Raw genomic sequence first — 17,011 nt, 5'->3', positions numbered from 1 at the left:
GGAAGAGTCTGTACTGGCGTGTCGCGCTGGTGCGCGGTGCGCACGGCAGCACGGTCTGCGGGTTCCTCGCGTGGGTGGTCGCGCCGGCTTCGTTCTCCGGGTTCCTCCCGTGGGTCGCCGCGGGCCGCGGGAGGGCGGTGCTCAGGGCCGGCTGGAGCGTCGTCCGGCTCTACGACGGGGTCTTCGCGGCGGCGCCGGAGCCGGCGGACGGGACCGGGACGCTCGCGACGATCGCGCGCTGACGCGCACGACGGACGGGAGGCACGGTGCCAGCTGGCACCGTGCCTCCCGTCCGTCTGTGCGTGCGTCCGGCGCGCAGCGTCCGGTGGTCCGGGGCGCGGTGCCCCGAGGTTCCGAAATCGCGGCATCTGCCTCGCGCGACGTGCTCGCCGTGGAACCTCGGTGGACGTGAGCGGCGAGTCGTGGAACCTGGCCGGAGTCCGGAGTCCGGAGTCCGGAGTCCGGAGACCGGAGTCCGGAGTCCGGAGGCCGGAGACCGGAGACCGGAGGTCGGAGGCCCTGCACGGATCCCGCCGAGCCGGTCAAGCGGTGAGCACGCCGTGCACGCGCCGCAGGCGGTCGAGCCACCACACAGTGCGCTCGCGCGACGCCGCGTGCCGCTCGAGCAGATCGCGGTCGACGTCGACCCGTCGCACGGCGATCCGACCGCCGACGGGGAGCAGCGGGGCGGCTGACACGTCCGCCGCGAACATCGCCGCCGTGCCGAGTCCGGCGGCGAACCCCGTCGCCATCGAGCGTGCAGCGAGGAACGCGCCCATCCCGAGCCCGACCGAGGTGTCGAGTGCGCTCGACACGACGCAGGGGAGACCAGCCTCCGCGACGATCCCGGCTGCGGCGGTCACCCCACCGAGCGGCTGTGCCTTCACCACGAGGACGTCGGCTGCCCCGGCGCGGGCGACCGCGAGCGGGTCGGAGGCCTTGCGGACGCTCTCGTCCGCCGCGATCCGGACGCCGAGGCCGTCGATCCGCGACCGCAGCTCGGCGAGCTCCGGGACGCTCGCTACCGGTTGCTCGGCGTACTGCAGGTCGAACGCCGCGAGCCGCTCCAGCGCGACGGCGGCCCGCTCGACGGACCAGAGACCGTTGGCGTCGACCCGGACGGCGGCGGCCGGGCCCATCACCCGCCTGACCTCCGCGACGCGAGCGACGTCGTCCTCCAGGGTCGTGCCCGGCTCGGCGACCTTGACCTTCGCGGTCGTGCAGCCCGGGTAGCGGGCGAGCAGCTCGGCGACCTCGGCCGGGTCGATCGCGGGCACCGTGGCGTTGACCGGCACGGAGTCGGCGGCGGGCTCGTGCGCGGTCCACCCGAAGTCGACGGCGGCGCGGAGCCACCCGGCCGCCTCGGCGTCGTCGTACTCGACGAAGGGCGAGAACTCCGTCCAGCCCTCGGGGCCGCGGAGGACCACGGCCTCGCGGGTCGTGATCCCGCGGAACCGGACGCGCATCGGCAGGGACACCACGTGGGCGTCGGCGAGGAGTTCAGCGATGTCGGGGAACACGATGACCATCCTCCCAGGAGCGTCCAGGGTGCCCCACGGTTGTTCGGAGGGGACCGCCAGCGCAGCGCACTAGCATGCGACGGTCGGCCTCGGTCGGCGCTCACGTCGGCGGGACCCGAGCCCGCCGGACGACCGACGTAGAGGGAGGCTCGGTGTCGCCGGATCCGCAGCGAGGAGCAGCACCACGCGGTGCGACTCCGCAGCAGCGCGCCACCGCCGCGCAGCAGCAGCGGGCAGCCCAGCAGCAGCGGGCCGCGCAGCAGCAGCGGGCCGCGCAGCAGCAGCGGGCAGCGCAGCCCCAGCGGGCGGCCCAGCAACCCCGAACTGCGCAGCCGCAACGGGCTGCGCAGCCCCGCACCACCGCTCGGACACCGAGCCAGCCGCAGCGGCCCGGCACCGTCCAGTCCCGCGCGAGCGGTGCCGCTCGCACGACCGGAGCCGCCCGCGCGACCGGTCAGCCGGACGAGTTCGCCCGGCTGCTGCAGCGGAACACCGTGGACGTGCGCGACGCCCGCGGAGTCACCCGTCGTCGTCGCAACCCGCTCGTCGGCAAGATCGCTCTCGGCCTCGCGGTGGTGTGTGCCGCGATCGACGCCAGCGCCTTCGCGGTCTTCGTCGGTGGCGACAGCACCTTCGCGTTCGGCATCTGCTTCGTGACGGTGTTCTTGACGCTCGTCGCCGCGGTCCTCGGGTTCATCGCGGCCGTGGGGTCGCTGGGCCGCTGGTACGGAGCGATCGGCGTCGTGGTCGCGTTCCTCGCCAACCCGGTGATCCTCATCGTCCTGATCGTCGTCGTCGCGCCGGAGCTCCTCACCGACATGGGCGGCAGCGCGAGCTGACCGGTGCGGCCCGACCGACGGTGCGGCCCGACCGACGGTGCGGCCCGACCGGCGGTACGGCCTGGTCGGCGGTGGTGCCCGACCGGCGGCACGGCCTGGCCGGCGGTGGTGCCCGACCGGCGGCACGGCCTGGCCGGCGGTGCGGCCGACCGACGGCACGGCCTGGCCGGCGGTGCGGCCGACCGACGGCACGGCCCGGCCGCGACGTGTGCGGAACCGCCTGAGCGGAGCCCGGCGGTACGTTGGAGGCATGCCTGCCCCTGTCTCCGACCTGTTCGATCCCGACGTCTGGACCGAGGTTCCGATCGCGGAGCACTTCACCGACATCACGTACCACAAGCACGTCTCGCAGGGGATCGTCCGTGTCGCGTTCGACCGTCCCGAGGTCCGGAACGCCTTCCGCCCCCGCACGGTCGACGAGCTCTACCGTGCCCTCGACGACGCACGGCAGGACCCCCGGGTCGGTGTCGTCCTGCTCACCGGCAACGGTCCGAGCCCGAAGGACGGCGGGTGGGCGTTCTGCTCCGGCGGCGACCAGCGCATCCGCGGCCGCAGCGGTTACCAGTACGTCGGCGACGAGGGTGCCCCGCCCGAGGGTGTCGACCCGGCCGCGGCACAGGCGTCGCTGGGCCGTCTGCACATCCTCGAGGTCCAGCGGCTCATCCGCATGATGCCGAAGGTCGTCATCGCGGTCGTACCCGGTTGGGCGGCGGGTGGCGGCCACTCGCTGCACGCGATCTGCGACCTGACGATCGCCAGCGCCGAGCACGGGAAGTTCAAGCAGACCGACGCTGACGTCGGGTCGTTCGACGGCGGGTACGGCAGCGCCTACTACGCGAAGCAGATCGGGCAGAAGTTCGCCCGCGAGGTCTTCTTCCTCGCGCAGGAGTACTCCGCCCAGCGCGCGTACGAGATGGGCGCCGTGAACGCGGTCGTCCCGCACGAGGACCTCGAGCGCGAGGCGATCCGGTGGGGCGAGATCATCCTCGGCAAGTCCCCGACGGCGATCCGGATGCTCAAGTACGCCTTCAACGCGGTCGACGACGGGATGGTCGGGCAGCAGGTCTTCGCCGGCGAGGCGACCCGCCTCGCCTACGGCACCGACGAGGCCGTGGAGGGTCGCGACTCCTTCCTCGAGAAGCGCAAGCCCGAGTGGACCTCCTTCCCGTGGCACTACTGACCGTGGCCCGCGTCGCGGGACGGGCCTGATGCCCCGCCCGCTGGTCGCGCTCGGCACGTCCGACCCGTCCGCGGTGCTGCGCGGCCTGGAGGCAGCACTCGCCGGCGGCCCCGCCCTGCTCCCCGTTGCCGAAGGGGCTCCGGCGCTGCCGACGCCGCCTCCGGCCGACGTCCCCAGGCGGGTCGCCCTGGTGGTCGAGACGAGCGGATCGACGGGCACGGGCAAGCGGGTGGCGCTGTCGTCCGAGGCGCTGCTCGCCGGGGCCGCAGCCGCCGACGCGGCGCTCGGCGGACCGGGACACTGGTTGCTCGCGCTGCCGACGCACTACATCGCCGGACTCAACGTCCTGACGCGTTCGATCACCGCGGGCACGACGCCGGTCCTCGTGCCGCCGGGGCACTTCGACCCGGCGCTCTTCGCCGACGCCGCTGACCGGCTCGTGACCGACCGTTCGGCACCGAACCGGTACACCTCCCTCGTGCCGGTGCAGCTCGCGCGGGTGCTCGACGACGAGCGGGCCACCGCCGCGCTCTCGGGGTTCGACGCGGTCCTCGTCGGCGGGCAGGCGACGCCCGAAGCGCTCCGGGAGCGTGCGCGGTCCGCCGGCGTCCGGATCGTGACCACGTACGGCGCGAGCGAGACCAGCGGCGGTTGCGTGTACGACGGCGTGCCCCTCGGACCCGTGCACGCGACGGTCGACGACGGCGAACTGCTGCTCGCCGGACCGGTCCTCGCGGAGGGCTACCTCGGCGATGCCGAGCGCACGACGGAGGCGTTCACGGAGGCCGACGGGCAGCGCTGGTACCGCACGGGCGACTCCGGCGCGATCGTCGACGGCCGGGTCCGGGTGACCGGTCGGCTCGACGACGTCGTGATCTCAGGCGGCGAGAAGGTCCCGCTCGGCGCGGTCGAGCGGATCGTCCGCGGACTGCCCGGTCAGGACGGCGCGGTCGTCACACGACGGAGATCGGGGGAGTGGGGCGAGGTGCCGGTCGTGGTCACCGAGCGTCCGCTGGACCTCGACACCGTGCGCGAGGCCGTCGGCACCGTGCTCGGCCGCGCCGCCCGACCGGCCGAGGTCGTGGTGGTCGACCGCCTGCCGATGCTGGCGAGCGGCAAGCCGGACCGCCGGGCCGTCCACGCGCTCGCGGACCCGACCACCTGACGGAGCCGCGCTGCCGCGGACGGGCGATCCGTGCCTCCAGGCCGCCCGTCCGACCCGCCGAGCCCGCCCCCTGTGATCGCCGGTACGATGATCGGCCGTGGCACGATCGAAGCAGCAGAGCCGTCCCAAGGGCCGGAGTGGCAACCCCGCGAAGGCCGCAGGCCTGCAGCGCGGCGGACAGCGGAAGGCGACCGCACGCGACTGGATCGGCGGCGCCCGCCTGCGGACGCTGACGCTCGGCGTGGTGCCCGTGGTGCTCGGCACCGCCGTCGCGTTCGTGGACAGCGGCGAGCCCGGGGACTTCGGCGACTACCTGGCGAAGGACGGGCACCTCGCGATCGCCCTCCTCGCGCTCGCGGTGGCGCTGTTCCTGCAGATCGGTGTGAACTACAGCAACGACTACTCCGACGGCGTGCGCGGGACGGACGAGTACCGGGTCGGGCCCGCTCGACTGACCGGAGCGGGCATCGCGAAGCCCCGCACGGTGCTGACCGTCGCGCTGACGTTCTTCGGACTCGCCGCCGTCGCCGGGGTCGTCATCGTGGTGCTGACCGGTCTCTGGTGGATCCTGCTCATCGGCGCGGCCGCGATCGTCGCCGCTTGGTTCTACACCGGCGGCAAGCGGCCCTACGGGTACAACGCCCTCGGTGAGGTGTTCGTGTTCGTGTTCTTCGGCCTCGTCGCCGTGCTCGGGACGCAGTACACGCAGATCCAGCAGGTCACGACGAGCGGGTGGGCCGCGGCCGTCGCGGCGGGCTTCTTCGCCTGCGCGGTGCTCATGGTGAACAACATCCGCGACATCGACGAGGACCGGGCTGCCGGCAAGCGGACCCTTGCGGTGGTGCTCGGGCGGTCGGTCGCGCGGACGCTGTACGGCCTGTTCCTGATGCTCCCGTACGTGGTGCTGCTCTGGTTCGTGCTGCTCTACTTCCGGACCGGGCTGACGTACTTCTCGCTGCTGCTCGCGCTCCCGGCCCTCGTGATCGGTGTCTCGACGCGCAAGCCGCGCGAGCTGATCACGGCACTGCAGCTGTCGTCCTTCGCGTCGCTCGCCTACGGGGTGGTGCTCGGCATCACGCTCGCCGTCCAGCCGTAGCCGCTCCCCGGCGCCGTGCGCCCGCGGACGGTCAGGCGTCGTCGCGACGCGAGGCGTGGCGGCGCGACGGCGCTCGGCGCGGCGTTGCGAGCGCTGCGGACAGCGGCGAGGGGGCGTCAGGCGTCGTCGCGACGCGAGGCGTGGCGGTCGGCGTCCGAGAGGGGTTGCTCGCGCGGGGCTTCTCCGTCGGCGGCGTCGACGAAGTCGTCCTCGAAGTCGGTGTCGGCGTCGTGTGCCGGGCCCGGTCGACGCTCGGCGAGGCTCAGCGCGACGCGGTGCCGGAGCTTCCCGAGGGCGATGTACGACACGAGCAGGCCCACGAGGGCGGCGATGATCGTGGCCCAGTACCAGGGCATCGGCGTCAGGACGAGCAGCAGCACGAGGGCGGCCGCGAAGATGCCGAGACGCGCCAGGGAGTAGAGGAGCCACGCTTTCACCCGACAAGTGTACGAAGCCCGGGATGGCAGGTGCTGTACAGGCGGACTGCCTAGACTCCGTGCATGGTCCGACTGTGGCTGATCGTCGTCGTCGCCGCCGTGGCGTTCACGGTGTGGACGGCGATCGACTGTGCCACGATGCCCCGCCAGCGCGTGCGTTCCCTGAGCCGCGGCGTGTGGGTGCTGCTCGTGATCGTCCTCCCCGTCGTCGGCGGTGTCCTCTGGCTCCTGCTCGGCCGGGCACCCGCCGGGCCGGCACCAGTGCAGCGGTACCGTGGACCCGAAGACGACCCGGACTTCCTGGGCGGCGGACCGACGCCCCCGGAGCGGTCCCGCACGGACAAGGACCAGGACGACGCAACCCTCCGAGACCTCGAAGACCAGTTCCACGACCGGGACGACGACGGGCGGCCCAACGGCTGAACCCGGCTCGGCCAGCAGCCGTCCGAGCGACACCGGCGGCGCTCGCCGTAGTCCCGCGACCGACTTCGCCGTCGCCCTCCTGCAGGAACTCGCCCGCGCCGGCGTCACCGACGTCGTGGTCAGCCCCGGTTCCCGCTCGCAGGCCCTCGCGCTCGCGGCCGTCGCACTCGAGCGCGCCGGTGGTGTCACCGTGCACGTGCGGCTCGACGAGCGCACCGCCGGGTTCTTCGCGCTCGGCCTCGCGGTCGAGACCGGCCGCCCCGCTGCCGTCGTCACCACGAGTGGCACGGCCGTCGCGAACCTGCACCCCGCCGTGCTCGAGGCGCACCACTCCGGCGTCCCGATGATCGTCCTGAGCGCCGACCGCCCCGACGAGCTCCGCGGCATCGGCAGCAACCAGACGACCGTCCAGCCCGGGATCTTCGGGCCCGCGGTGTCGTTCGTCCGCGACGTCCATGCACCGGTCGCCGACACCCCCGATGACGAACTCCGCCGGTCGGCGCGCGAGCTCGCCCGGCAGGCCGTCGCCGCGGCATCCGGACACACGGGACAGCCCGGTCCGGTCCAGCTCAACGTCGCCTTCCGCGAGCCGCTGTCCGCCGGTCTCGCCGACGGTGCGGTCGAGGCCGTCCCCGACGACGAGGTCGACACCGCGTACGCCACGCGTCGACAGCACACCGACCTGCCCGTCGCCGAGCTGGCACCGGACGACGAGCCCGCCACGGTCGTCATCGCCGGGCACGACGCCGGGGAGGACGCCGAACGCATCGCCTGGGAGCTGGGTGCACCGCTCATCGCCGAGGTGTCGAGCGGTGCGCACTTCGGCCGGCACCTCGTGGTCGCCTACCGCCAGCTCCTCCAGGACCCCGCGTTCGGCGGCGCGGTCCGTCGCGCGGTCGTGCTCGGCCACCCGACGCTCAGCCGTGAGGTCCCCGCGCTCCTGCAGCGCACCGACGTCGAGACGGTGGTGGTCCGCGCACCGGGAGCCGACGTCTACGACCCGGCCCGTGCCTCCCGGCCGGACGCGGCGACCACCGTCGTGTCCGGCGTCCGCGTGGCGGGCCGCACCACCCCGGCACACCGCGCGTGGGTGGGCCGCTGGGTGGTCGCGAGCCGCACGCTGCTCGGTGCGGGTGACGCCGCGCCCGACCTGGACGCGAAGCGCTCGCCCGACCGCGCCGAGCGGAACCGGTTCCTCCGCGACGAGGTGGCGCTCCGCCGACGCCCCGTCGACCGAGCGATGCTGACCGAGGCCGTCTGGGGTGTGACCTGGCCGCACGACCGACTCGTGCTGGGTGCGTCGCAGCTCATCCGCGTCGCCGACGGACGGGTGCCCGGCAAGAAGCTCCGCGTGCACGCCAACCGCGGTCTCGCGGGCATCGACGGCACGGTGTCGACCGCCCTCGGGATCGCGGCGGCGCTCGAGCGGTCGTCCGCCTCGGTCGGGACGACCCGCGTGCTCGTCGGCGACCTCACGTTCCTGCACGACCTCGGGGCGTTCGTCACCGGGACCGAGGAGCGCACGCACCGGATGCAGGTCGTCGTGGGCAACGACGGCGGCGGGGCGATCTTCCGGGGGCTCGAGGTCGCGGCCACCACCCCCGAGGCCGACATGACGCGGATGATGAGCACGCCGCAGCACGTGGACGTCGAGCGTGTGGTCACCGGGCTCGGGTGGGAGTACCGGCGTGCGGCGTCGTGGGGCGACCTCGAGCAGGTGCTGACGGACCCGGCGGAGCGGCTCGTCGTCGAGGTGCCGCTGGCTGACTGAGCGGGGCGGCGCGCGGCGCGGCGTGGTCTCGTGGGTCGCGTCGGTGATCCGTGCGGCGGGCCGGCCTGGAGGCACGGTGCCGGCCCGCAACGGGCCTCCCGTCCTCCCGGCGTGCGGGTTCATTCCCATCGCATGCGGTGTGGAAGGTCGGATCGGGCGTCGCTGGTCGGAACGAACGGCCGGGTTCGCCCGGAACCGCCCGGTACGCCCGGAACCGCCCGGCACGCCCGGAACCGCCCGGTACGCCCGGAGCCGGCAGGCACGCCCGGTGTCACCCGGCGTGCCCCGAACCGGTGGGTGGTCGCGGGGTCAGGCGAGCGCGTCGGTGACGGGGCGGAACTTCAGCGCGGTCTCGGCGACCTCGCGCTCCGGGACCGACCCGGCGACGATGCCCGCGCCTGCCCAGGCCCGCACCGTGCCGTCCGGGGTGATCCGGGCGCTCCGGAGCGCGAGCATCCACTCGCCGTCGCCGTTCGCGCCGAGCCAGCCGACCGGCCCCGCGTAGCGGCCGCGGTCGACCCCCTCCAGTTCGGCGACCAGCCGCACCGCGACGTCGGTCGGAGTGCCCGCGACGGCCGCGGTCGGGTGGAGGGCGTCGGCGACGTCGAGCGAGGTGGTCCCCGCCGGCAGGGTCGCCTGGACGTCCGTGGCGAGGTGCCAGAGGTTCGGCAGCTGCAACCGGAACGGCTCCGGGTCGGCACGGAGGTCGGTCGCGAGCGGCCGCAGCGCGGCGAGCAGGCTCTCGATCGCGAAGGCGTGCTCCTCGACGTCCTTCGGGCTCGACGCGAGGGCCTCGGCTGCGGCGCGGTCCGACACCGGGTCGTCGCCGCGCGCGGCACTGCCGGCGAGCACCCGGGCGGACACCCGCGTGCCGTCGGTGCGGGCGAGCGTCTCGGGCGTCGCACCGACGATCCCGTCGACGGCGAACGTCGCGCACTGCGGGTACGCGGCGGCGAGGTCGAGGAGGAGCGCGCGCTGGTCGGCCCCCTCCGGCAGGGTCCCGACGAGGTCGCGGGCGAGGACGACCTTCCGCGCCTCGCCCGCGGCGATGCGGCGCACGGCCTCGGCGACCGAGCGGGCGTACGTGTCCTCGTCGATGCGCCCCGGGCTGAGCGTCACCCGGACGTGACCACCCACGCGGGGGACCGGCACCGATGTCCGGCGGAACGCCAACGGTGCCGGCTCGGGCGTGGTGTCGACCGCGGTCAGCCAGGCCTTGCCGCGACGACGGCCGATCACGACTCGCGGGACGATGAGCACGCTCGTGTCGGCGGAGTCGTCGGCGAACGCGAACGCGCCGAACGCGACGAGGCCGGAACCGCGGAGCTGCACGGGGTCGTCGACCTCCGCCGAGGCGACGACGTCCCGCCAGACCGCCGAGGCATCGCGCATCCGGGACGGCCCGGTGAACTCGAACCGCAGCGCCTCGCCGATCCCGACGATCCCGTCGCCGCCGCGGACGAAGGCCAGCGGGGCGTCGCGCAGGGTGTGGCGGAGGACGGCGCCCGGGTCGTCGAGGATCCGGGTCGAGACCGTCAGCGGCGGGGCGGCCGTGGTGGTTCGGGGCACGCACCGATCGTACGCGCAGCACCCGTGCCGGGCGCGTCCGGGCCACGCGCCGCAGGCTCACGGGAACGCCCGGGCACGGACCTCTAGGATTGGTCGGGTGAGCAGAGCGGACCTGAACAAGCGGCCGGACGAAGTGGCGGCCATGTTCGACGACGTCGCGGCGAAGTACGACCTCACGAACGACATCCTCTCCGCGGGCAACGCCCCGCTGTGGCGCGTCGCGACGGTCCGGGCGGTCGACCCGCAGCCGGGTGAGAAGGTGCTGGACATCGCCGCCGGCACCGGCACGAGTTCGGCGGCGTTCGCGAAGAAGGGCGCCGACGTGACGGCGCTCGACCTCTCCGCGGGCATGATCCGCGTCGGCCGTGAGCGCCATCCCGAGATCACGTTCGTCGAGGGCGACGCCGAACACCTGCCCTTCGACGACGACACGTTCGACGCCGTCTCGATCTCGTTCGGCCTCCGCAACGTCAACGACCCGCAGCAGGCGCTCGTCGAGATGCTCCGCGTCCTCAAGCCCGGCGGCCGCGTCGTCATCTGCGAGTTCTCCACGCCGCCGCTCGCGCTCCTGCGCTTCGGCTACGGCACCTACCTCAAGCGGGTGCTGCCCGGCGTCGCGAAGCTGTCGTCGAGCAACCCTGCGGCCTACCGCTACCTCGCGGAGTCGATCGACGCGTGGCCGGAGCAGCAGGTGCTCAGCCAGTGGCTCCGCGGCGTCGGCTTCACGATGGTCGCCTACCGGAACCTCACGGCCGGTATCGTCGCACTGCACCGCGGCCGCAAGCCAGTCGCCGGTACGGTCCGCGCCTCGGTCGCCCGTCGCGCCAAGGCCCGCCGTGACCACCAGGTCACCGGTGAGCAGCCGCGCGTCCAGCCGGGCACCGACGCCGCCGACCACGACGGCTGAACCATCCCCTCCCCGAGTACGGAGCAGCACTTGAACCCGAGCGTCCCGGTCGCACGTCGCGCACCGAGTCTCCGCGCCTCGCTGGGCATCGGCGAACGGCTGTTCGCGTCCCCCGCCGACCGACGGTTCATCACCGCTGTGGACGACGGGCTCGAGGTCGTCGAGCACGCGCTCGAGGCCGCGATGCACTCGGCCGACACGCTGGCCGACACCACGAGCCGGTACCTGCTCGCCGCCGGCGGCAAGCGCATCCGGCCGACGCTGACGCTCCTCATCGCCCAGCTCGGCCGCGGCGTCACGGACGAGGTCGTCAAGGCAGCCGTGAGCATCGAGACCACGCACCTCGCGTCGCTGTACCACGACGACGTCATGGACGAGGCCCCCGTCCGCCGCGGCGTGCCCGCTGCGCACGTGACCTACGGCAACAACGTCGCGATCCTCACCGGGGACCTCCTCTTCGCCCGTGCGAGCCTCATCACCGCCGACCTCGGCGTCGAGGGCATCCGGATGCAGGCCGAGACCTTCCAGCGGCTCTGCCTGGGGCAGCTCCACGAGACGACCGGCCCGCGCGAGGGCGAGGACGCCGTCGCACACTACATCCAGGTGCTCAGCGACAAGACCGGCTCGCTCATCGCGACGGCCGCCCGGGCCGGGGTCCTGTTCTCCGGAGCAGACCGGGCCTACCTCGAGCCGGTCGCGGTGTTCGGCGAGAAGGTCGGCGTCGCCTTCCAGCTCGTGGACGACGTCATCGACCTCGCGCCCGCGGGGGACCGCACCGGGAAGATCGCCGGGAACGACCTCCGCGCGGGCGTCGACACGCTGCCCCTGCTCCACCTCCGTGCCCTCGCGTCGACCGACCCGGACGCCGCGGCCCTGCTCCGCCGGATCGAGGACGACGTCCGGGACGCCGACGACGACGCCGTGGACACCGAGGCCTACCAGTCCGCGGTCGCAGCCCTCCGCGACCACGAGGCCACCGCCACGACCCGGGCCGTCGCGGTCCGATGGGCCGAGGAGGCCGTCGACGCCCTCGGGCCGCTGCCAGACGGCACCGTGAAGAAGGCCCTCACCCGGTTCGCGGAGTCCGTCGTCGACCGCAGCCGCTGACACCCGCTCGACGGCACCCACGGGCGCCGACGAGCCGCACGACCCCGGGAGCACCCCACCCGAACGAACTGGAGACGATCAGTGCCCACCCTCCGACTCGCCATCGTCGGCGCCGGCCCCGCCGGCATCTACGCCGCGGACATCCTCCTCCGCGAGGCGCACGGCCACGACGTGTCGATCGACCTCTTCGAGCAGCTCCCCGCGCCGTACGGACTCGTCCGCTACGGGGTCGCGCCGGACCACCCCCGCATCAAGGGCATCATCAACGCCCTCCGCGACGTGCTCGACCGCGGTGTCGTCCGGCTGTTCGGCAACGTCCGCTTCGGCGAGGACATCACGCTCGAGGACCTCAAGAAGCACTACAACGCGGTCGTGTTCTCGACGGGCGCGATCAAGGACGCCGACCTCGACATCCCCGGCATCGACCTCGAGGGCTCCTACGGCGCCGCCGACTTCGTGAGCTGGTTCGACGGCCACCCGGACGTCCCGCGCACCTGGCCGCTCACCGCTGAGAGCGTCGCGGTGATCGGCAACGGCAACGTCGCGCTCGATGTCTCGCGCATCCTCGCGAAGCACGCTGACGACCTGCTCCCGACCGAGATCCCGGACAACGTGTACGCGGGCCTCAAGGCGAGCCCCGTCACCGACGTGCACGTCTTCGGTCGGCGTGGTCCGGCGCAGGTGAAGTTCACCCCGCTCGAGCTCCGCGAGCTCGGAGAGGTGCGCGACGTCGACATGGTCGTGTACGACGAGGACTTCGACCACGACGAGGCCTCGCTCGCGGCGATCCAGACGAACAAGCAGGTCATGGTGATCAACCGCGTCCTGAACCAGTGGCGCGAGCGCGAGGTCGGGCAGGCCAGCCGTCGCCTGCACCTGCACTTCTACGCGAAGCCCCTCGAACTCGTCGGCGACGCGGACGGCCACGTCGCGGCGATCCGCTACGAGCGCACCCGGCCGAACGGCGAGGGCGGCGTCGAGGGCACGGGGGAGATCCGCGAGGTCCCGATCCAGGCCGCCTACCGCGCGGTCGGGTACTTCGGCTCGCCCCTGCCCGGCCTGCCGTTCGACGAGCGTCAGGGCATCATCCCGAACCGCGAGGGCCAGGTCCTCGGCGAGGACGGGCAGCAGCTCCCCGGCGTCTACGCGACGGGGTGGATCAAGCGCGGACCCGTCGGCCTCATCGGGCACACGAAGTCCGACGCGATGGAGACCGTGCAGCACATCGTCAACGACCAGGCATCGTGGTGGACCCCGGAGGACCCCGCTCCCGAGGCCGTCCCGGCGCTGCTCCGCGAGCGTGGCGTCGCCTACACGGACCTCGACGGCTGGCACAACCTCGACGAGCACGAGCTCGCCCTCGGCGCGGCTGCGGGGCGCGAGCGCATCAAGGTCGTCCCGCGCGACGAGATGATCGACGTGTCGCTCGGTCGGACCACCGCGCCGACGAGCTGACGGGCCTCTCGCCGTGACCACCGCAGCACGCCCCGTACCGCCCGACGCGGTGCGGGGCGTGCCCGCGTCGGGGCCGCGGCTGCAGGGCGTCGACGTCGCCCGGGCGATCGCCCTGCTCGGGATGATCGCCACCCACGTGGGCGACGTCCCGGATGCGGTCGACTGGTCGGACCCGTCGACGTGGGTCGCCGTCGCGCACGGGCGGTCGTCGTCGCTCTTCGCCGTCCTCGCCGGCGTGTCGATCGGTCTGACGAGCGGCCGGACCCGCCCGCCCGGTCCGCCGCTGATCGGTCGGGTGCGCGCTCGTCTCGCGATCCGCGCCGTCGCGGTGGTCGGGATCGGCCTGCTCCTCATGGCGCTGGACACGCCCGTCTACGTGATCCTCCCGACCTACGGCGTGCTCTTCCTGCTCGTGATCCCGGTGCTGCGGGTGCGCGCGCGGTGGCTCCTCGCCCTCGCTGCCGCCTGCGCTGTCGCTTCGCCCGTCGCGGCGCTGGCGGTGCTGCCCCTGTACGCGGACGCCGGCATGTGGGAGGTGCAGCTCGGCCTGGTCTACCCCGTGGTCACCTTCCTGGCGTACGTGCTGGTCGGCCTTGCGGTCGCCCGGACGGGCAGCCTGGAGGCACGGGTCACCCAGGTGACCCTCCTCGCGTCGGGCACGTTGGTCGCCGTCGTCGCCTACGTCGTCGGCAACCTGCTCGCGCCCGTCCCGGCGGACGCCGCGTGGGCGTCGTTCCCCGGCGTGCCGTACGCGCCGGAGGGCAGCACGCCCGCGCAGGTCCTCGCACAGGAGGTCCTCTCACCGCGGGACCACTCGTCCTCGATCGTCGACGTGGTCGGGACCGCCGGGGTCGCGGTGGCGGTGACGGCACTGTGTTGCCTGCTCGTCGACGGGCGCGGCCGCACCGCCCTGAGGATCGCGTTCCCGCTCGTGGCCGTCGGCGCCATGCCCCTGTCGGTGTACGCGTTCCACCTCGTCGTGATCGCGTTCCTGCCGGAGTACCCGCAGAGCGCTGCGGCGTGGGGCTGGTTCGCGGTCGGGTCGGTGCTCTTCGCGATGACGTGGCGGACGTTCCTCGGCCGCGGGCCGCTCGAACGCCTGCTCGCCCGTCTCACCGGCACGGTCCCGCTCATCCGCTGAACCGCCGACGGCACGAGGCCCGCTCGTCGAACCGCGGCGGCCGTCGAACCACGAACCCGACGTCGAACCAGGACCCGGACGTGGTTCGACTCGGCGAAGCGCCCGCCGCGGGCACGGCCGGAGGCGGGCCGACCCGCCGGCGCCGACCCGTGCCTCCCGGCCGTCCCTACTGCAGCGCTGCCGTGAGCCGCGCGACGTTGTCGAGCACCTTCGACCGGCGCGGCCGGTCCACCCACGAGTCGAGCGTCAGCTCGAAGCTGTGCTCCTTGTAGGCGTCCTGCACCCCGCGGAGCGCGTCGACGAAACGACTGCCGCGGACCATCACCGACACCTCGAGGTTGAGGCTGAACGACCGCATGTCCATGTTGCTCGAGCCGATCACGGCGACCTCGTCGTCGATGGTGAAGTGCTTCGCGTGCAGGATCGTCGGCGCACGGTACAGCCAGATCTTCACCCCCGCACGGAGCAGCCCTTCGTAGTAGGAGCGCTGTGCGTGCCAGGTCATGGCGTGGTCGCCCATCTCGCCGACGAACAGCTCGACCTCGACCCCGCGCTGGGCGGTGGTCGTGATGGCGTAGAGCATCGAGTCGTCCGGCACGAAGTACGGCGACGTGATCGAGACCTTCTGCTGCGCGGAGTAGAGCAGCGCGTTGAAGAGGCGCAGGTTGTTCTCGCCGTCGAACCCCGGCCCGGACGGCACCACCTGGCAGTCGAGGGCATCCCCGCGGTCCGCACGCTGGACCGGGTCGCTCTCTCGGAGCAGCAGCTCGTCGGTCTCGCTGTACCAGTCCGTGACGAACAGGGCGTTGAGCCCCGCGACGACCGGCCCCTCGAACCGGGCGAACAGGTCCTTGTAGGCCATGTGCCGCTTCTTGTGCGACTCGAGGTCGTACGACTTGTCGATGAGGTTCTGCGACCCCGTGAACGCGACCGAGCCGTCGATCACCACGATCTTGCGGTGGTTCCGGAGGTCGGGGCGCTGGAACTTCCCCTGCAGGGGCTTGAGCGGCAGCATGAGGTGCCACTCGATGCCGGCGCGGTCGAGGAACGCGAGGGTGTCCTTGTAGTCCGGGTACCCGCGGCTCGCCCAGTGGTCGAGGAGGAACCGCACGGTCACACCGCGGGACTGGGCTCGGGCGAGGGCCTCGAAGAACGGCCGGGTCGTGTCGTCGAGCGTCGCGATGTAGAACTCGACGTGCACGAAGCGCCGCGACTGGTCGATCGCGCGCGTCATCTCGGCGTAGGACTCCTCGTAGTCCGGGTAGAGCTCCGCCGAGTTGCCGCCCACGAGGGGCATCGACCCGAGTCCGCGGTTCAACGTCACGATGCTCTCGAGCCACGGCGGCCACGGGTGGTCCTTGCGGACGCGGTCCATGCCCTCGGTCTGGTCGAGGATGTACTGGTTGATCTCCGCCTGCTTGTCGCGGCGGTCCCGTGGCAGCTTCGTCGACCCGATGATCAGGAAGACGATGAACCCGATGTACGGGATCAGGAAGATCGCGAGCAGCCAGGCCGTCGCGGTCTGCGGCTTCCGGTTGATCGGGACGTAGATGATCGAGAAGACACGGATCGCGAGGTCGAGCAGGACCAGCAGGATCGTGATCGCGACGGAGAGCCAGTGCTCCACGATGACGTCGTCGGTGTCGGGTCAGGCGGACGCGGGCGTCAGCGGAAGTTCACGAACTGCAGCGGGACGTCGAACTCTTCGCCCTTCAGCAGCTGGATCGTGTTCTGCAGGTCGTCCCGGCTCTTCGAGGACACCCGGAGCTCGTCGCCCTGGATCTGGCTCTTCACGCTCTTCGGCGCCTGCGCACGGAGGAACGCGCCGATCTTCTTCGCGACGTCCTGCTCGATGCCGTTCTTGAACGTCACCTCGATGCGGAACTCCTTGCCCGAGGGGAAGGGGTCACCGGCGTCGAGGCTCTTGAGGCTGATGCCGCGCTTGATCGCCTTGGACTGCAACACGTCGAGGACGGCGCGGGCCCGCTCCTCGGAGTTCGCCTTGATGAGGACGTCCTCACCGCTGAACGCGATCGATGCTCCGGCGCCCTTGAAGTCGTACCGCTGTTCGATCTCCTTGGCCGCCTGGTTGACGGCGTTCTCCGCCTCCATCTTGTCGACCTTGCTCACCACGTCGAAGGAACTGTCTGCCATGCGGGACAGCCTATCGACGGCCGGGAGGCACGGTTCAGGACCGCGGACCGGCCGCGGTGCGGGGGTGGTCACGACCACCCCCGCGCATCGGCTATGCTGTTCTGCGCGCCTCCGGTTGGTGATCACACGGGCTGGGTGCGCGATGGCGAGTTACCCAAGCGGCCAAAGGGATCTGACTGTAAATCAGCCGGCGTAGCCTTCGGGGGTTCGAATCCCTCACTCGCCACCACGGAACCCCCTCCTCGGA

General features: G+C 72.8%; 16 protein-coding genes and 1 tRNA gene. 12 read left to right on the top strand and 5 right to left on the bottom strand.

What is annotated here, in order from left to right:
• Positions 1-242, top strand: a 242-nt coding sequence (locus tag NS184_RS18330) for a hypothetical protein (protein ID WP_193750441.1), incomplete at its 5' end; no start/stop codon positions are given.
• Positions 243-542: 300 nt separating this feature from the next.
• Here the strand turns inward: NS184_RS18330 and NS184_RS09940 are convergent.
• Positions 543-1,529 carry an o-succinylbenzoate synthase gene (locus NS184_RS09940; protein ID WP_058725957.1) on the bottom strand — a complete coding sequence of 329 codons (987 nt, stop codon included), beginning with the start codon at positions 1,527-1,529 and terminating at the stop codon, positions 543-545.
• Between the two features lie 143 nt (positions 1,530-1,672).
• On the opposite strand from NS184_RS09940, the gene NS184_RS09935 reads away from it, so the two are divergent.
• The 4 genes from NS184_RS09935 to NS184_RS09920 all read left to right on the top strand — a co-directional run bounded on the left by NS184_RS09935 (position 1,673) and on the right by NS184_RS09920 (position 5,800).
• Positions 1,673-2,359 carry a hypothetical protein gene (locus NS184_RS09935; RefSeq protein WP_152998163.1) on the top strand — a complete coding sequence of 229 codons (687 nt, stop codon included), beginning with the start codon at positions 1,673-1,675 and terminating at the stop codon, positions 2,357-2,359.
• 250 nt (positions 2,360-2,609) lie between these two features.
• The gene (locus NS184_RS09930) at positions 2,610-3,539 is read left to right on the top strand and encodes a 1,4-dihydroxy-2-naphthoyl-CoA synthase (RefSeq protein WP_058725961.1); all 930 of its coding nucleotides are present in this window, start codon (positions 2,610-2,612) and stop codon (positions 3,537-3,539) included.
• Positions 3,540-3,567: 28 nt separating this feature from the next.
• Complete coding sequence (locus NS184_RS09925) at positions 3,568-4,704, top strand: AMP-binding protein (protein WP_058725955.1); 1,137 nt, start codon at positions 3,568-3,570, stop codon at positions 4,702-4,704.
• Between the two features lie 97 nt (positions 4,705-4,801).
• Positions 4,802-5,800: a 1,4-dihydroxy-2-naphthoate polyprenyltransferase gene (locus NS184_RS09920; protein WP_058725954.1), complete on the top strand. Its 999-nt coding sequence runs from the start codon at positions 4,802-4,804 to the stop codon at positions 5,798-5,800.
• Between the two features lie 116 nt (positions 5,801-5,916).
• Here the strand turns inward: NS184_RS09920 and NS184_RS09915 are convergent, their stop codons facing one another.
• The gene (locus NS184_RS09915) at positions 5,917-6,237 is read right to left on the bottom strand and encodes a DUF4229 domain-containing protein (protein ID WP_083513603.1); all 321 of its coding nucleotides are present in this window, start codon (positions 6,235-6,237) and stop codon (positions 5,917-5,919) included.
• Positions 6,238-6,300: 63 nt separating this feature from the next.
• Here NS184_RS09915 and NS184_RS18715 point away from each other — a divergent pair, with 63 nt between their 5' ends.
• Together NS184_RS18715 and menD are read left to right on the top strand one after the other, a co-directional pair.
• Positions 6,301-6,660, top strand: a complete 360-nt coding sequence (locus NS184_RS18715; RefSeq protein ID WP_058725953.1) for a PLDc N-terminal domain-containing protein — start codon at positions 6,301-6,303, stop codon at positions 6,658-6,660.
• Positions 6,661-6,739: 79 nt separating this feature from the next.
• Positions 6,740-8,431, top strand: a complete 1,692-nt coding sequence (gene menD, locus NS184_RS09905; RefSeq protein ID WP_058725960.1) for a 2-succinyl-5-enolpyruvyl-6-hydroxy-3-cyclohexene-1-carboxylic-acid synthase — start codon at positions 6,740-6,742, stop codon at positions 8,429-8,431.
• Positions 8,432-8,740: 309 nt separating this feature from the next.
• Here menD and NS184_RS09900 read toward each other — a convergent pair whose 3' ends face one another.
• On the bottom strand, positions 8,741-10,000 hold the full coding sequence (locus NS184_RS09900; protein ID WP_058725952.1) for an isochorismate synthase: 1,260 nt from the start codon (positions 9,998-10,000) through the stop codon (positions 8,741-8,743).
• A 97-nt stretch (positions 10,001-10,097) separates the two neighbouring features.
• Between NS184_RS09900 and NS184_RS09895 the strand changes: the two genes are divergently transcribed.
• The 4 genes from NS184_RS09895 to NS184_RS09880 all read left to right on the top strand — a co-directional run bounded on the left by NS184_RS09895 (position 10,098) and on the right by NS184_RS09880 (position 14,610).
• A complete protein-coding gene (locus NS184_RS09895; protein WP_058725951.1) occupies positions 10,098-10,907 on the top strand; it encodes a demethylmenaquinone methyltransferase in 810 nt (269 codons plus the stop codon).
• A 30-nt stretch (positions 10,908-10,937) separates the two neighbouring features.
• Positions 10,938-12,014 carry a polyprenyl synthetase family protein gene (locus NS184_RS09890; RefSeq protein WP_058725950.1) on the top strand — a complete coding sequence of 359 codons (1,077 nt, stop codon included), beginning with the start codon at positions 10,938-10,940 and terminating at the stop codon, positions 12,012-12,014.
• A gap of 81 nt (positions 12,015-12,095) precedes the next feature.
• Positions 12,096-13,469 carry an FAD-dependent oxidoreductase gene (locus tag NS184_RS09885; RefSeq protein ID WP_058725949.1) on the top strand — a complete coding sequence of 458 codons (1,374 nt, stop codon included), beginning with the start codon at positions 12,096-12,098 and terminating at the stop codon, positions 13,467-13,469.
• Positions 13,470-13,482: 13 nt separating this feature from the next.
• The gene (locus NS184_RS09880) at positions 13,483-14,610 is read left to right on the top strand and encodes a heparan-alpha-glucosaminide N-acetyltransferase domain-containing protein (protein ID WP_152998162.1); all 1,128 of its coding nucleotides are present in this window, start codon (positions 13,483-13,485) and stop codon (positions 14,608-14,610) included.
• Between the two features lie 166 nt (positions 14,611-14,776).
• Here the strand turns inward: NS184_RS09880 and cls are convergent, their stop codons facing one another.
• Together cls and NS184_RS09870 are read right to left on the bottom strand one after the other, a co-directional pair.
• On the bottom strand, positions 14,777-16,237 hold the full coding sequence (gene cls / locus NS184_RS09875) for a cardiolipin synthase (protein ID WP_083513600.1): 1,461 nt from the start codon (positions 16,235-16,237) through the stop codon (positions 14,777-14,779).
• A 38-nt stretch (positions 16,238-16,275) separates the two neighbouring features.
• Positions 16,276-16,764 carry a YajQ family cyclic di-GMP-binding protein gene (locus tag NS184_RS09870; RefSeq protein WP_058725946.1) on the bottom strand — a complete coding sequence of 163 codons (489 nt, stop codon included), beginning with the start codon at positions 16,762-16,764 and terminating at the stop codon, positions 16,276-16,278.
• Between the two features lie 144 nt (positions 16,765-16,908).
• Here NS184_RS09870 and NS184_RS09865 point away from each other — a divergent pair.
• A tRNA-Tyr gene (locus NS184_RS09865) sits at positions 16,909-16,993 on the top strand.
• Positions 16,994-17,011: the final 18 nt, after the last annotated feature.

Origin of the sequence: Curtobacterium luteum (assembly GCF_001475545.1) — a bacterium.
Taxonomy (GTDB): domain Bacteria; phylum Actinomycetota; class Actinomycetes; order Actinomycetales; family Microbacteriaceae; genus Curtobacterium; species Curtobacterium luteum_A.
Note: the sequence above shows the minus strand (reverse complement) of the source record. Positions and strands in the feature narration are given on the sequence as shown.

What these genes read in the sequence shown, in the direction of transcription:
- NS184_RS18715 (WP_058725953.1), top strand. Translation starts at nt 6,301, where the DNA reads ATGGTCCGACTGTGGCTGATCGTCGTCGTCGCCGCCGTGGCGTTCACG.
- NS184_RS09925 (WP_058725955.1), top strand. Translation starts at nt 3,568, where the DNA reads ATGCCCCGCCCGCTGGTCGCGCTCGGCACGTCCGACCCGTCCGCGGTG.
- NS184_RS09870 (WP_058725946.1), bottom strand. Translation starts at nt 16,764, where the DNA reads ATGGCAGACAGTTCCTTCGACGTGGTGAGCAAGGTCGACAAGATGGAG.
- NS184_RS09930 (WP_058725961.1), top strand. Translation starts at nt 2,610, where the DNA reads ATGCCTGCCCCTGTCTCCGACCTGTTCGATCCCGACGTCTGGACCGAG.
- NS184_RS09940 (WP_058725957.1), bottom strand. Translation starts at nt 1,529, where the DNA reads ATGGTCATCGTGTTCCCCGACATCGCTGAACTCCTCGCCGACGCCCAC.